General features: G+C 67.2%; 12 protein-coding genes and 2 pseudogenes. 8 read left to right on the forward strand and 6 right to left on the reverse strand.

Going from position 1 to position 14,387, the window contains the following annotated elements:
* Positions 1–17: 17 nt before the first annotated feature.
* Positions 18–1,502 (forward strand): aromatic amino acid ammonia-lyase, encoded by a 1,485-nt coding sequence (locus DL519_RS05400; RefSeq protein ID WP_190813146.1) that lies wholly within the window; start codon positions 18–20, stop codon positions 1,500–1,502.
* Between the two features lie 138 nt (positions 1,503–1,640).
* Positions 1,641–2,267, forward strand: a complete 627-nt coding sequence (locus tag DL519_RS05405) for a transposase (RefSeq protein WP_190813147.1) — start codon at positions 1,641–1,643, stop codon at positions 2,265–2,267.
* A gap of 121 nt (positions 2,268–2,388) precedes the next feature.
* On the opposite strand, the gene DL519_RS05410 is transcribed toward DL519_RS05405, so the two are convergent.
* Positions 2,389–3,468, reverse strand: coding sequence for an IS110 family RNA-guided transposase (locus DL519_RS05410; protein WP_190813148.1), 1,080 nt, complete (start codon positions 3,466–3,468; stop codon positions 2,389–2,391).
* A gap of 407 nt (positions 3,469–3,875) precedes the next feature.
* On the opposite strand from DL519_RS05410, the pseudogene DL519_RS49675 reads away from it, so the two are divergent.
* Positions 3,876–4,178 (forward strand): annotated as a pseudogene (locus tag DL519_RS49675) (transposase); the annotation flags it as partial.
* Positions 4,179–4,383: 205 nt separating this feature from the next.
* Positions 4,384–5,448, forward strand: coding sequence for a transposase (locus DL519_RS05415; protein ID WP_223838468.1), 1,065 nt, complete (start codon positions 4,384–4,386; stop codon positions 5,446–5,448).
* Positions 5,449–5,819: 371 nt separating this feature from the next.
* Here the strand turns inward: DL519_RS05415 and DL519_RS45685 are convergent, their stop codons facing one another.
* Positions 5,820–6,107 carry a hypothetical protein gene (locus DL519_RS45685; protein ID WP_223838469.1) on the reverse strand — a complete coding sequence of 96 codons (288 nt, stop codon included), beginning with the start codon at positions 6,105–6,107 and terminating at the stop codon, positions 5,820–5,822.
* A 37-nt stretch (positions 6,108–6,144) separates the two neighbouring features.
* Here DL519_RS45685 and DL519_RS49680 point away from each other — a divergent pair.
* A pseudogene (locus tag DL519_RS49680) lies at positions 6,145–6,264 on the forward strand (zinc ribbon domain-containing protein); the annotation flags it as partial.
* 26 nt (positions 6,265–6,290) lie between these two features.
* Here the strand turns inward: DL519_RS49680 and DL519_RS05425 are convergent.
* Positions 6,291–6,449 carry a hypothetical protein gene (locus DL519_RS05425; RefSeq protein ID WP_190824596.1) on the reverse strand — a complete coding sequence of 53 codons (159 nt, stop codon included), beginning with the start codon at positions 6,447–6,449 and terminating at the stop codon, positions 6,291–6,293.
* Positions 6,450–6,491: 42 nt separating this feature from the next.
* Positions 6,492–7,394 carry an MIP/aquaporin family protein gene (locus tag DL519_RS05430; protein WP_190813150.1) on the reverse strand — a complete coding sequence of 301 codons (903 nt, stop codon included), beginning with the start codon at positions 7,392–7,394 and terminating at the stop codon, positions 6,492–6,494.
* A 326-nt stretch (positions 7,395–7,720) separates the two neighbouring features.
* On the opposite strand from DL519_RS05430, the gene DL519_RS05435 reads away from it, so the two are divergent.
* Positions 7,721–8,992: an Nramp family divalent metal transporter gene (locus DL519_RS05435; protein ID WP_449619120.1), complete on the forward strand. Its 1,272-nt coding sequence runs from the start codon at positions 7,721–7,723 to the stop codon at positions 8,990–8,992.
* A 190-nt stretch (positions 8,993–9,182) separates the two neighbouring features.
* Here the strand turns inward: DL519_RS05435 and DL519_RS05440 are convergent, their stop codons facing one another.
* Both DL519_RS05440 and DL519_RS05445 read right to left on the reverse strand, forming a co-directional pair.
* Positions 9,183–9,995: an ion transporter gene (locus DL519_RS05440; protein WP_190813151.1), complete on the reverse strand. Its 813-nt coding sequence runs from the start codon at positions 9,993–9,995 to the stop codon at positions 9,183–9,185.
* A 131-nt stretch (positions 9,996–10,126) separates the two neighbouring features.
* Positions 10,127–11,113 carry a sporulation protein gene (locus DL519_RS05445; protein ID WP_190813152.1) on the reverse strand — a complete coding sequence of 329 codons (987 nt, stop codon included), beginning with the start codon at positions 11,111–11,113 and terminating at the stop codon, positions 10,127–10,129.
* Between the two features lie 813 nt (positions 11,114–11,926).
* Between DL519_RS05445 and DL519_RS05450 the strand changes: the two genes are divergently transcribed.
* Together DL519_RS05450 and DL519_RS05455 are read left to right on the forward strand one after the other, a co-directional pair.
* Positions 11,927–13,273, forward strand: a complete 1,347-nt coding sequence (locus DL519_RS05450; protein ID WP_190813153.1) for a hemolysin family protein — start codon at positions 11,927–11,929, stop codon at positions 13,271–13,273.
* Positions 13,270–14,310 carry a hemolysin family protein gene (locus tag DL519_RS05455; RefSeq protein WP_190813154.1) on the forward strand — a complete coding sequence of 347 codons (1,041 nt, stop codon included), beginning with the start codon at positions 13,270–13,272 and terminating at the stop codon, positions 14,308–14,310. The genes DL519_RS05450 and DL519_RS05455 overlap by 4 nt, the downstream gene beginning before the upstream one ends.
* The last annotated feature ends 77 nt before the right edge of the window (positions 14,311–14,387 follow it).

Raw genomic sequence — 14,387 nt, forward strand, 5'->3', positions numbered from 1 at the left:
GCGTGGAGGGAGGAGTCGTGACTGCCGTTCAGGGTGCGGTGCGCGCCGGAAATCCCGTGCTCCTCGGCGGTCCAGAACTGGCCGCTGAGGACGTGGTTCGGATCGCGGACGGCCTTGGGGTCGGCGCGTCACCGGCCGCGTTGGACCGCCTCCGAAAGCGTTGGCTGAACGCGCGGAAGCCCGTGCCGCAGCCGGTGTACGGGCGCACCACCGGCGTCGGTGCCAACCGTGCAGAAGTGGTGCCCGGAAGCGCGGCGCACGGGATGCGGCTGCTTCGCAGCCATGCCAGCGGAATCGGGAACCTGCTGCCCGAACGAGACGTCCGGGCGATGCTGGCGGTCCGGGTGAACCAGGTCCTGCGCGGTGCCGCGCTGCAACCCGCTATCGCCGAAGCAATGGTCACCGCGCTCAACGCCGGTACCTGTCCGGAGGTGCACGAGCACGGCGCCGTCGGGACCGGCGATCTCGGCCCGTTGGCCGAACTCGGGCTCGCTCTCGCGGGAGAGGCGAGTTGGGCAGGTGGGGGACGGCCGCCGGATCCGGTCATCATGACCGACGGCGACGCCCTGGCGTTGATCAGCAGTAACGCCCTGACCATCGCCCAGGCGGCGCTGGCGGCGGAGGAGGTGCACGGGCTTCTTGATGCGACCGCTCCGATCGCCGCGCTGACCTTGCTCGCCGTCGATGGGTCGACCGAGCCGTTCGCGCCTGAGGTGCACGCAGGGCGGCCGCACGCCGGAGCGGCCCGGGTCGCCGCCGACATGCTGGCATTGCTCGGCGGGGCGGTGACTGCTGGACGCAGGATCCAGGACCCGTTCGGTCTGCGGTGCTTCCCACAGGTCCACGGCCCCGCGTTGGAGGCCTGGGCCGACATCGACTCGGTCTTGGCCGTGGAACTCAACGCCGCAGGCGAGAATCCGCTGATCACCGACCTGCAGGTTCGGCACCACGGCGGGTTCCACGCCGCCCAGCTCGCCCTCGCGCTGGACCGGCTGCGGCTGGCGATGCTCTCGACCGCGCAACTGTCGGCAGGGAGGCTGTCGCTGCTCACCGACCCCGAGATGACCTGCCTGCGCCCGTTCCTGGCCACCGGCCCGCCGGGCAGCTCGGGAATCATGCTGCTCGAGTACGGCGTTGGTTCCGCCTTGGCCGAGCTGCGCAACGCCGCTTATCCCGCGACGGTGGGCCACGTGGTGCTTTCCAGGGGCGCCGAAGAACACGCGAGTTTCGCCTCGCAGGCGGCCAGGCAGTCCCGCCGCGCGGCGGAGGCGCACCGGCTCGTCCTGGCTTGCGAACTGGTGGCCGCGGTCCGCGCGCTCCGGTTGCGCGGGGCTGGCCCTGCGCAACCGGTCCGGGCGGTTTACCGACGGGCTTGCGGCGCGCTCGATCCGGATGCCCGGGATCGCCCGTTGTCCGCCGATGTCTCGGCCGCTGCCGCGATCATCGACGAGATCGCCCGGATCGGCCGACGGCTCGTTCGGGCAGGAGCAGGCGCGGATTGACCCCGGACGCGAAAAGCCTCAGTCCCGGCAACGGGTTTCAGCATCTTCAAGCGAGGAACCCCGGTCCTTCAGGGCCGGGAGGAATCGCGGAACACGACCGGCACTTTTTCAAACGATCTATGTAGTAGCGTGTGCCGTATGAACATTGTCGTGCAGGTGAAGCTTGAGCCGGATGCCACGCAGGTATCCGTGCTGGAGTCGACCCTGTACGCACTCAACAAGCAAGCGAACAAGGTCTCCGAGGTCGCTTTCGACCGCGACGTGAAGCGCAACTACGACCTGCGCAAACTGACCTACAACGACCTCCGCGAAGCCGGGATCGGATCCCAGGCCGCGCAGCACATCATCAAGAAGGTGTGCGACGCCTACGTAACCTTGAAGGCGAACATCAAGGCCGGGAACCTCGGCACACAAGGATCCCAGCGCCGCGTCAAAGCGGAGTCGAAGCCCATCTCCTTCCGCCTGGACAGCGCGCACCCCTACGACGCGCGGAATCTGTCCTTCGCGCTGGAGAAAAAGACCATCTCCCTGTGGACCCTTGAAGGGCGGATGAAAAACATCCCCTTCACCGGCTCCGAACACGGCCTTGCGAAGCTCGCCCGGTTCAAGCGGGGCGAGTGTGACCTGATGCGCCGTGACGGCATGTGGTTGCTCGCCGTCACTGTGGACATCCCCGACACCGAACGGTACGAGCCGACCGGGTTCATCGGTGTGGATCTCGGCATCGTCAACATTGCCACCGCCAGCAGCGATCCTGCTGGCTAATTCCGCGAGGGGCTGGGGCTGGTGTCACTGCGGGAGTGGTCCGGTTCTGCCTCGCCAACCGGTGTGCGGTGAACGGCCTGTTCGCCTCGGTAGACGACACGAACGGATGCTCCTATAGATGTCAAGCGGCGGTTGTGGGGGTTTTTGGAGGGGTTTGTTGTGTTGTGGGGGTGGTGGTGAGTGCGTGGTAGATCTCGCGGGCGACGTAGCGTTTGAGGCAGCGGATGATGTCTTTTTTCGTGAGTCCTTCCTGGGTGCGGCGTTCGACGTAGGCGCGGGTTCGTTCGTCGTGGCGCATGCGGACCAGGACGATGGTGTAGAGGGCATTGTTGGCGGAGCGGTTGCCGCCGCGGTCGAGGCGGTGGCGGTCGGTGCGGCCGGAGGAGGCGGGGATGGGGGCGGCTCCGGTGAGGTGGGCGAATGCGGCTTCGGAGCGCATGCGTTCAGGGTTGTCGCCGGCGGCGGCCAGGAGGGTACCGGCGGTCTGGGTGCCGACGCCGCGGAGTTCCAGCAGGTCCGGGCAGGCCTGTTGGGTCAGCGGGGCGATGGCGTTGTCGAGTTCGGCGATCTCGGTGTCGAGGGCCTGGTAGCGCCGTGCCAGTAGGCGCAGGGCGGCGCGGGTGGCCGTCGGCGGGTGGGCCAGGTCCTGGCCGGGTCGTAGCCGGGCCAGGGTGGTGATCAGTGCGGCGGTGTTCAGGCCGGTGATCTGCTCGCGTAGCACCGCCGGTGCGGAGACCAGCAGTGAACGGATCTGGTTGATCGCCTGGGTGCGGGCTTTGACCGCGCTGGTGCGGGCCACGCGCAGGGCGCGGATGGCCTCGACCACACCGTCACGGCTTTTCGGGATGCCGGTGGCGCGTTCGGCCAGCACCGCGGTGGCTGCGGCGTAGGCATCGATCGAGTCTGATTTTCCTCTCAGGCGACGGGTTTTACGGTCGGGGCGATCCACCTCGATGACGCTGATGCCAGAGGCGGTGAGTACCCGGGCGAGTTCGGCGCCGTAGGCACCGGTTCCCTCGACCCCGATCGCGACGAGCTCACCATGCGACCGCATCCATTCCAGTAGCCGCCGGTAGCCATCGGTGGTGGTGGGGAACTCCTTGTCGGCCAGGTGCCGGCCCACCTGGTCGATCACCGCGCCGTGATGGGTCTGGCCATGGGAATCGACTCCGCCGATGATCCGCGGGCTTTCTTGCGTCATGCTGGTCCTGTCCGTCCTTGCGTCCGTTACCTGGGGCGGCACGCGCCGGTCGGGCGGGAGGACAAGACAGTGACGGGGCTTCTAGCCAAGCTCCTATAAGGTCACAAACGCCCGTCCGGCCGCGTGCGTAGCAACGCCCGGTAAGGCCGACAGATCCGTTCCAGGACAGGCAAGCCGTCAGTCCGTTCGAGGGTCAGACCCACCAGCGGCGTCACTACACACATCATCACTGTCCGTTCGCTCCGTTCATCCGATGTGAGCCCGGGGCTGTTGGTGTGCGGTGAACGGCCTGTTCGCCTCGGTAGGAGCCTGTTGCGTTTTCCGGTTTGTCCGGATGGGATCATGGTGGGGTGGCGAAGGGGTTTCGGCGGGTTGATCGTGATCAGCAGTTTCTGCTTCCGGTGGATATGCGGGAGTGGTTGCCTGCGGGTCATCTGGCGTGGTTTGTGCTGGATGTTGTCGGCGAGTTGGATATCGAGCCGTTCTGTGGCCGGTATCTGCTGGGTGGTGCCGGGCGTCGGGCGTATGACCCGCGGGTGCTGCTGGGGTTGTTGATTTATGGGTATGCGGTGGGTGAGCGTTCGTCACGTCAGATTGAGCGGTTGTGCGAAACGGATGTGGCTTTCCGGGTGATCTGTGCGCAGGATGTGCCGGATCACACCCGGATCGCCCGGTTCCGCAAGGACAACATCGACGCGTTCGAAGGCGTGTTCGCTCAGGTGCTGGCGTTGTGCGCCCGGGCGGGCATGGTCCGGTTGTCCACAGTGGCCATTGATGGCACCAAGATCGCCGCGGACGCCTCGCTCGAGGCATCCCATGATCTGGGGTGGTTCCGCCGTCAGGCCGATCAGATCATCGCTGAAGCGCAGGCCGTCGACGAGGCCGAGGACGGCGCTTTCGGCCCGGACGCGCGTGGTGACGAGCTGCCACCGGAGCTGGTTGATCCGGTCGGCCGGGCTGCCGGAGATCCGGCGTTGTCTGGACGAGCTGGAAGCCGAAGAGGCTGCCGCCGCCGCAGCAGCGGCCGAGAAGAACACCCAGGCTCGGTTGCATCTGCAACGGGTGGCCATCGAGCCGGTGCCTGGTCGTCTGCCGGCGGGGGTGGACCGTGTCGAGGCGGCGCGGGCCCGGCTGGAGCGGGAACGCGCCCGTCGCCAGGGCGAGATCGACGCCTACAACGCCGCGGTCGCCGCCGCGCTGGCGGAAGGCCGCCCACGGCCGCTGGGGCGGCGGGTCAGTGATCCCGAGGGCGGCAAACGGATGAAGAAAGCCCGCGCGGCGCTGGAGGCCGCACTCGCCGCAGCAGAGGCCACCAGCGAGAACAACCGGACCACAACCAGCAACAACGGCAGCAACAACGGCGGTAAGAAAGAGGACACGCCGCCGCAGCGCAACGTCACCGATCCCGACAGCAGGATCATGCCTACCCGGCGGGGCTGGATCCAGGGGTTCAATGCCCAGTTCGCGGTCTCAGCCGACCATGTCATCACCACGCTGGGACTGAGCGACAATCCCGCTGATACCGGCGAGTTCGCGGACATGCTCACCCGCACTCAGGCCACCGCCGAGTGGCTCAACACCCACCGTGACACCCCTGAGGACATCGGCACGGCCCTGTTCGACGCGGGCTACTTCAGCGACGACAACCTCACCCATCCCGGGCCGGACCGGCTGATCGCGCCAGGGAAATCCCGTCATATCCAGCGCGAGGCCGCCACCAATCCCGCCAGCGGCCCACCCCCTGAGGGCGCCACCCCCGTCGAGGCCATGCGTCACCGGCTGCGCACCCCCGAGGCAGCGACGCTCTACAAGAAACGCGGCGCCACCGTCGAACCTGTGAACGGCCTCATCAAAGACCGCCACCGACTCCGGCGGTTCAGCCTGCGCGGCCTGGCCGCTTGCCTCGGCGAACTCAACCTCACCGCCGCAACCCACAACCTCCGCCGCCTGTTCACCACCCTCCACACCACCACAACCTGAACAGGGGGTGGGCCTCCGGCCCACCCCCTGTTCAGCAACCACAACACCCAAAACCAAAACCGCAACAGGCTCATAGGAGGCACGAACGGTCCGTTCACCCCATTCACCCGACACAAGCCCAGGGCTTCTGGTGTGGAGCGAACGGACTGTTCGCTCCGATAGGAGCCTGTTGCGTTTTCGGCGAAAACGGCTGAACCGAAGTACCAAATCAGTCTCGATCGCCGCCGTTTGCCCGCCAGTGGCCATCTCAGCCGTGATCGATCGATCACGGTCCGTGGTGGGCGTAATTTTGCAACAGGCTCGTAGACGACACGAACGGTTCGTTCGCTTCACGCCCGCACCTTCCCAAACAGCCCCAACACCGCGCCGAATTAACCAGCAGGGCCAGCAGCGGCTACACAGCGGCGGGGCGTGGCCTCAACCGGCACCGCAAACGCCAGATCGCCCTGCGCGCCAAGCTTCAAGCCAAGCAAACCAAGGCCGCCAAGCGGCGACTCAAAGCCCGTGCCCGCAAGGAAGCACGGCACATCAAGAACATCAACCACTGCATCTCGAAGACGATCGTGACCGAGGCCAAGCGCACCGGACGCGGTATTTCCCTGGAAGAACTCAAGGGGATCCGCGACCGGGTACGGCTGGCGTAAGCCCGAACGGGTCACGCTGCACTCCTGGTCGTTCGACCAGCTTGGGCAGTTCATCGTCTACAAGGCCAACATGGCCGGGGTGCCGGTGGTCTACGTCGATCCCGCGTACACATCACAGATGTGCGCCGAGTGCGGGTACACGGACAAGAACAACGGTGTGTCGCGGGGGTCTTTCACTTGCCGGTCGTGCGGCCACGCTCAGCACGCCGACCGCAACGCTTCCCGCAACATCGCCAGCTCGCTGGCCGAGGCCGCTCCGTCCTTGTCCAGCCGGGCCAGCACGGAGGCCTGCGCCGGAGTCAGGTCTCCCTCGCCGGTCAGCTCCTTCAGCCTGCGGCGCAGGCGGCTGACCGCCACCCATGCGTCGCTGGCGGCGCGAACCGCCGACTCGGAAAGGCCTTACTGCTGCGCTTCGGGTGCCTCCTCGGTCGCCCGCCCCGGTTCCGGCGGGGCGGCGCGGGCGGCCAAAACCTGGCCGATGAACAGGTCGTAGACGACGGCTCCGATGACGCCCCCGACGAGCGGCCCGACGATCGGGATCCAGAAGTAGTTGCTGAACCACTGGTAGCTCCCGGGTAGCGCGATATCGCCCCAGCCTGTTACGAACGTCCACAGCCGAGGCCCGAAGTCGCGCGCCGGGTTGATCGCGTAACCGGCGTTCGGGCCGAAGGTCAGGCCGATCGTGGTGACGACCATGCCGATCATGAACGGCCCGAGGTTGGCGGACGGAGCGACGTTGCGAGTGTCGATGAGCGCGAAGATGAGCAGCACCAGGATCGCGGTGCCGACGATCTGGTCCAGGAACGGTCCCCACCACGATCCGTCGAAGTACTTGGCGGGGAACGTCGCGAAGATCGCGAACGTGTCCAAGGACTGGTTGCGGGCGAGGCCGGCCTTGGCGTTGAACGCATCGATCGCCCAGCTGTAGACGGAGTACACCACCGCTGCGGCCAGAAACGCGCCCACGAACTGAGCCGCCACGTACGGAACGACCTTCCGCCACGGGAAGGCCCGCCGCACCGCGAACGCGAGTGTGACCGCGGGGTTGATGTGCGCACCGCTGACGCCGCCGGCGACGTAGACGCCGAACACCACGGCGAATCCCCAACCGAACGCGATGATGAGCCAGTTCCCCGGCCCGAAGGCGTCGGACTGGCGTCCCGAACCGGGCAGGCCCGCGACCGCGACGGCGACCGATGCGCACCCGAACAGGATCAGGACGAAGGTTCCCAGGAGCTCGGCCAGCAACTCGCCGCCGAGTCCTTCCCGGTAGCCGTGACGGCGTTGATTTTCCTCGGACATCGGAGACCCCAAACCCGAGTAGATTTCCCCATCGCGCGATCTGGCCGAAGCGCCGCGGCGGAATCGGTACTCCGAGTGTAGGACCCGGGACCTGAACGTGCCGGACGCGAATGCGCTGTGCGCAACGCGGCGAACTCGAACACCCTGGCGTGGGCAGGGCCGGACCTGATGGGCGCGCGCGTTCAGTTGGGGGTTTTCGAAGACGAATTTTCGGCATACCGTAATCTCTTGGTCGTCGGGCCGAACTGCGGCTCGCGCGGGCCTGCGGGACGACGGGAGGCAGTCATCAACGGTCAGGAAGCCGGGGCGGCAGCACGGGTGGATCAATGGGCATGACCAGGATCGATGCGCAACAGGGCCCGCGACCGGCCGTCGGGCAGGTGCTCGGACGAGGCCGGATGCGCGGCGCGCTCGCGATGCTGGGGCCGGCATTCATCGCGGCGATCGCGTACGTCGACCCCGGCAACTTCTCGACGAACATCGGCGCCGGCGCGGAATTCGGTTACGCGCTGGTGTGGGTCGTGGTGCTGGCGAACCTGATGGCGATGCCGGTGCAGTTCCTGTCCGCCAAGATCGGCGTCGTCACCGGCAAGACCCTTCCCGAGGTGTGCCGGGAGCGGTATCCCCGGCCGATGCGGTGGGGGCTCTGGTTACAGGCGGAGATCGTCGCCATGTCCACCGACCTGGCCGAGTTCGTCGGCGCGGCTCTGGGCCTGTACCTGCTCTTCGGTATCCCGATGATGCCGGCGGCGCTGATCACCGCGGTGGTCGCGTTCGCGCTGCTGGGCCTGCAGGCGCTGGGCTACCGGCCCTTCGAGCGGGCGATCGCCGGGTTGCTGCTGCTGATCATCGCCGGTTTCGCCTACGAGCTGCTGCAGATCGGCGTGGAGCCGGCCCAGGCCATCTCCGGGTTGGTGCCGACGCTGCCCAGCGGCAGCGCCTACCTCGCGGTGGGGATCGTCGGCGCCACCGTGATGCCGCACGTCGTCTACCTGCACTCGGCGCTGACGAGCCGCCGGGTGGCGTGCTCGAACGACGACGACCGCCGCCGGGTGCTGCGTTTCGAGCGCTGGGACGTAGTCGTCGCGCTCGGCCTCGCCGGAATGATCAACCTGTCGATGCTGCTGGTCGCCGCGAAGCTCTTCCACGCCACCGGGAACACGGGCATCAGCACCATCGAGGACGCGCACGCGGGCCTCGCCACGCTCACCGGCGGTGCCGCGGCCCTGGTGTTCGCGGTCGCCCTGCTCGCGTCCGGGATCTCCTCGTCCGGCGTCGGCACCTTCGCCGGGCAGGTCGTCATGGCGGGGTTCATCAACTTCCGGATCCCGTTGCTCCTGCGCCGGTTGATCACGATGGTGCCCGCGCTCGTGGTCATCGCGCTCGGCATGAACACCACCGACGTCCTCAACTTCAGCCAGGTCGTGCTGAGCTTCGGCATCCCCTTCGCGCTGATCCCGCTGCTGCTGGTGACCCGGGACCGCGCGGTGATGGGGGAGTTCGCCAACCCGCGCTGGCTGACGACGGTGATGACCCTGATCACCACCCTGATCGTCGGCCTGAACTGCTACCTCCTCTACGACCAGTTCATCGGCTGACGCGGCGGTTGACCGGTTTCCCTCGGCGAGATCCAGGACCGGTGGATCCACAATTCCGAGCGCCCGCGCCGCAGCTGCGTCGCGCAAGAGCCGTGGTTGGAACCAGCGTGGGAGGCGAGGGACACCCTTGAGTAGCTGTGCCGCCTGAAGAAGTAGCTGTGCCGCCCAAGGGTGCCCCTCACCTCGATGATCAGGTCCTGGGCGTGGATCCGGTTGTCGTGGTGCGGAGTTCGCGGACTTCGGCTCGGAGTTGGCGGATCTCCGCGAGGAGTTGTTGGACCGCTTCGCCCTCGGCGGAGTCTTCACTGCTCTCGCGCTCGCGGCCCACTTGGGACTCCATCGCGGACACGGCGACGGCGATGAAGAGGTTCAGCACCGTGAACGTCGTGATGGCGATGTAGCCGATGAAGAAGATCCAGGCGAGGGGTTCCTCGGTCATCACGGTACGGGCGACCTCGGACCAGGCCTCGCCGGTCATCACCTGGAACAGGGTGAACAGGGAGTCGCCGAGGTCGCCGAAGTAGTCCGGCGCGACCGCGCTGAACAGCTTGGTGGCGATCACGGCTCCGACGTAGAGGATCAGCACCAGCAGGGCGGCGATGGAAGCCATGCCGGGCACGGCGGTCAGCAGCGCGTTGACCACGCGGCGCATGCTGGAGATCACCGAGATCAGCCGCAGTGCGCGGAGGATGCGCAAGGCCCGCAGGACGCCGAAGGCTGCGGTGGTGGGCAGCAGCGCGATGCCGACGATGACGGCGTCGAAGCAGTTCCACGGGTCGCGGAAGAACCGCCAGCCGTAGGCGTAGCAGCGGGCGGCAAGTTCGAGCGTGAACACCGCCAGCGCGGCCTGGTCCACCGAGTGCAGCAGCCAGCCGTAGGAGGCGACCAGGTCGGGGGATGTCTCGCAGCCGAGGGTGGCGGCGTTGATGAGGATGACCGCGATGATCAGCCGTTGGGAAAGTGGCGCGTCGACCAGCGCGCGGACGCGTTCAGACGTGCTCACCAATTCTCCCGGTAGGACCGTGCCCGAACAAGATGTTGATCAATCTAGCGGGTGATCTCGGCGGCCGATGACGGGACCATCGCGTGGTGGGTGCCGGGAACGGATTCCCGGCACCCACCTGCCTCGGGTGATCAGAATTCTTCTTCGTCGCCCTCGAAAACCTCTTCCATGATCTCGCCCGCGACCATGCCGCCGAGGAATCCGGCGCCGGCGCCGAGCGCGGCGCCGGCGACCATGCCGCCCACCCCGGAACCGCGCCGATGGTGCTCTTCGTGGTAGCCGTGCGGGTGGTGGCCGTAGCCCTGGTGCTGGTCGTAGCCGCCCATGTGGTGGCCCATGCCGCCGCGTCGTTCGGCGGCCTGCTCGAGCCAGCCGTGGATCTGCCCCGCCCAGTCGGTGGTGAGCGCTTCCTCGTGGGTGACGTGGAAGCGGCCGAAGGCGTCCTGGCTCGGGGCGAAGAACCCGCCGCGCTTGTCGGCCTCCAACACCACGTCCAGCCCGTGCGGGCCGGCGACGAAGGTCAGCTCGACCTCATTGATGCGCCCAGAGAACTGCGGCGGCGGGAAGAACTCGATCTCCTGGAAGAATGGCAGTTCCTGGCGGACGCCGCGCAGGTGGCCGTGCTCCAGGTCGGCGCTCTTGAAGTGGAAACCGAGCTGGGAGAACGCTTCGAGCACCTTCTCCTGCGCGGGCAGGGGTTCCACGATGACCGGGTCGAGGTCGCCCTTGTTCGCGACCTTGGCGATGGCCAGTTCGGTGCGCACGCCGAGCGTCATGCCCGCCAAGTGCTGGCCGTAGACGCTGGTGATCGGCGTTTCCCACGGCACGGGCAGCTCGAACGGGATGGTCTTGTTCTCGCCCTCCCGCAGCGCGAAGTGCCCGGCCACCACGGCGCGGTGGAACTCCACCCCGGCGTGTCCGTCGCGGCCGCCGTGCTCGGTCTCGGTGCGGGTGACGAAGCCGAGCGCGACGTGCTCGACGTTGACGTCCTGCTTGCCGCCGGTGATGCGGACCTCGCCGACGAGGTTCTCGCCCGGGCGGACGTGGGGGTGGTGCAGCACGGTGTCCACCGACGGGCCGCCGACACCGAGCGCGCCCAGGAGCTTCTTGAAGACCATTCTGCTGGACCTTCCTTCTCTCTTCGCTGTCAGTTGATTGCGGTGCGTGTTCTCGAATGGATAGCGGGTGGTGCGGCTCCTCGGTCGATCGGGGATTCGGCGCGGCCCGGTCAGCGTTGTTCTGTGGGGCCGTGAGCCTGCGCGATGCACTTCGGAGTTTCCGCGTTCGACGTCCCGGAAGGCCGAGGGGGCATGCGGGGGCGCAGGAAGGGGGAGTTGGTCGTCCGGGGGAGGAGCGCTCGCCGGTTCTCGGCTGCACGGCGCGGAAGCGCGCAGAACTCGACTCTCCCCAGTGGTCCGAAGTGGACAATGTCCAGGTCCGCGGGTGGCGCCGACTCACGGACGTGTGGCGACGCGGCTCCGCGCGGCCTGCCGGCTTGCGGTGGCGTCAGCGTCCTTGTGGGGTCCGCGCTCCTCGAGCTGCCAGGAGCGCGGCTGGGACTGCCAGGATCATCGTCCATGTCCATTGGAACGGAACAGTAGAGCAGCGAGTTCCGGACAAACACCCCAAAAATCGTGATCAACACAACATCGCCCGTTCGGTCGAGTCGGCGCGAGTTCGTTTATCTGCGCGGACTTGACCGGCTGGGCGCGACGGCCTGCGGTCGCCAAATAGTGTGATCTCGATCTAGTTTGCTCGATCGGATGCCAACCCATCCGGGATATACTGCGTGTCCCTTTCCTCCCCTTTGTTTGTCTAGGAGTGACGTCTTCAGTGCGCGAAGCGCAATCCCCAGAGGGCAGTACCGGGCCGGGACATAGTCCCGGCTTTCCGCAACTGGTGGCCGATGCCCCGTTCTGGGGTGGTCGGTGATGGACATCCTGTTGGCCGTTCTCGGCCTTGTTTTCGTTGGCGTGTTGACGTTGGGCACCGGGTTGGCGGTTGCCGCGGAGTTCTCGCTGACGTCCCTGGAACGCAGCACGGTGGACGCGCATGTGCGTCAGGTCGGTGACCGGCGTGCGAGGGCGGTGCAGAAGGCGCACCGGACGCTGTCGTTTCAGCTCTCCGGCGCCCAGGTCGCGATCACGTTGACCACGCTGGTCACCGGGTACGTGGCGGAGCCGTTGATCGGTGACCTGATCGGCCCGGGGCTGACCGCGCTGGGCCTGCCCGGTGAGGCGGCCGGGGCGGTGTCGCTGACGCTGGCGATCCTGCTGGCCACGACCCTGTCGATGGTCTTCGGGGAGATGGTGCCCAAAAACCTCGCTATCGCCCGCCCACTGCCCACCGCCCGTGCCGTGTCGGGCTACCACGCCCGGTTCTCGCAGGTCTTCCGGTGGCTGATCGACGCGATGAACAACAGCGCCAACTGGGTCGTGCGCCGTTTCGGCATCGAACCCCAAGAAGAACTCCGATCCGCCCGCTCCCCCGAAGAACTCGGCTCGATCGTGCGCTCCAGCGCCGAACACGGAACGCTGGACTCCTCGACCGCGCAACTGATGGACCGGTCGCTGCGCTTCGGCGACCGCACCGCCGAGGAATTGATGACCCCCCGCGTCCGCGTGGAATCCCTGACCGCCGGCGACAGCGTGATGGATCTGCTCGACACCGCCCGCCGCACCGGGTTCTCCCGCTTTCCGGTGCACGGCGCCGACCTCGACGAGATCCACGGCGTCGTCCATGTCAAGCAAGCGTTCGGGCTGCCAGCCGGCGAACGCGAACGGACCACCGTCGGATCACTCGTTCAACCTGTTTCGACGGTGCCGGAGACGTTGGCCGGCGACGCGCTGCTGGAGACGCTGCGCGGATCGGGGTTGCAGCTGGCGGTCGTGGTCGACGAGTACGGCGGTAGCGCGGGCATCGTGACCCTGGAGGACGTCGTCGAGGAGATCATCGGCGACGTCCGCGACGAACACGACCGCCGCGAAATCCCAGCCGTTCGGCAGATTGACGACAACACGTGGATCATCTCAGGCCTGCTGCGCCCGGACGAACTCGTGGACGCCGTCGGGGCTCCGTTGCCGGACGGGGATTACGAGACCGTTGCCGGCTTCGTGCTGGCTCGACTGGGACGCATTCCCGAGGTCGGCGACAAGCTGCCCCTGGATGGTTGGGTGCTGACGGTGACGCGGATGGATCGCAACCGCATCGCAGATCTCCGTCTCACCCGCGAACCCGGCCACACCGGGAGCGCCGAGGCCGTGGAGGAGGTTCGATGAGCGACGGTTTCGCGATCGTGCTGGGTGTTGTTCTGTTGCTGCTCAACGCGTTCTTCGTGGGCGCGGAGTTCTCCCTGCTGTCCTCCCGCCGGGACCGGCTGGAAGCGCTGCTGGCCCAAGGCAAAACCCGCGCCCGAGTGGTGATCAAAGCCAGCCAGGAAGGCTCGCTGATGCTCACCAGCGCCCAACTCGGCATCACCCTCTGCTCCCTGGGCCTGGGCCGCCTCGGCGAACCCGCCGTCGCCCACCAACTCCAAACACCCTTTACCACCCTCGGCATCCCCGACACCATCACCCACGTCGTGGCGTTCACCATCGCACTAGCGATCGTGGTCATACTCCACGTCCTCGTCGGCGAAATGGTCCCCAAAAACCTCGCCATCGCCGAACCCGAACGACTCGCCCTCTGGCTGGTCCCACCCCTGGTCGGCTTCGTCAAACTCGCCCGACCACTCATCGCCCTGTTCAACATGATGGCCAACACCGTGCTCCGCCTACTACGCGTAGAACCCAAAGACGAACTCGACACCGCCTACACCTCCGCCGAACTCGCCGAACTCCTCGTCGAATCCCGCCGCGAAGGCCTCCTCGACCAATCCGAACACCGCCGACTCGCCCAAACACTGTCCTCAGTGGAACACACCGTCGCAGACGTCCTCGTCCCCCTACCCGACCTCACCACACTCCCGCAACACCCCACCCTCGGCGACGTCGAACAAGCCGTCGCCCACACCGGATTCTCCCGATTCCCCCTCCGCCGCGACGACGGAACACTCACCGGCTACCTCCACATCAAAGACGTCCTCGACCAAGCCGGACACGACCCCACAACCCCCATCGCCCCCGCCCGCATCCGACGACTACCCACCGTTCCGGCCCACGCCCGCCTCGACCACGCCATGACCTCCCTACGCCGCACAGGCAGCCACCTCGCCACCGCAACCGACACCACCGGCCAACCCATCGGCATCGTCGCCCTCGAAGACCTCGTCGAGGAATACGTCGGCACCGTCCGCGACGCCACCCACGTCGAGTGATCCGGACAACCCGGCGATAGGTGGTGCGGCCGTGCACGTCGACAGGCGTGCCCGGCCGCACCACCGGCGGCCTCGAG

The organism is Saccharopolyspora pogona (assembly GCF_014697215.1).
GTDB lineage: Bacteria > Actinomycetota > Actinomycetes > Mycobacteriales > Pseudonocardiaceae > Saccharopolyspora > Saccharopolyspora hattusasensis.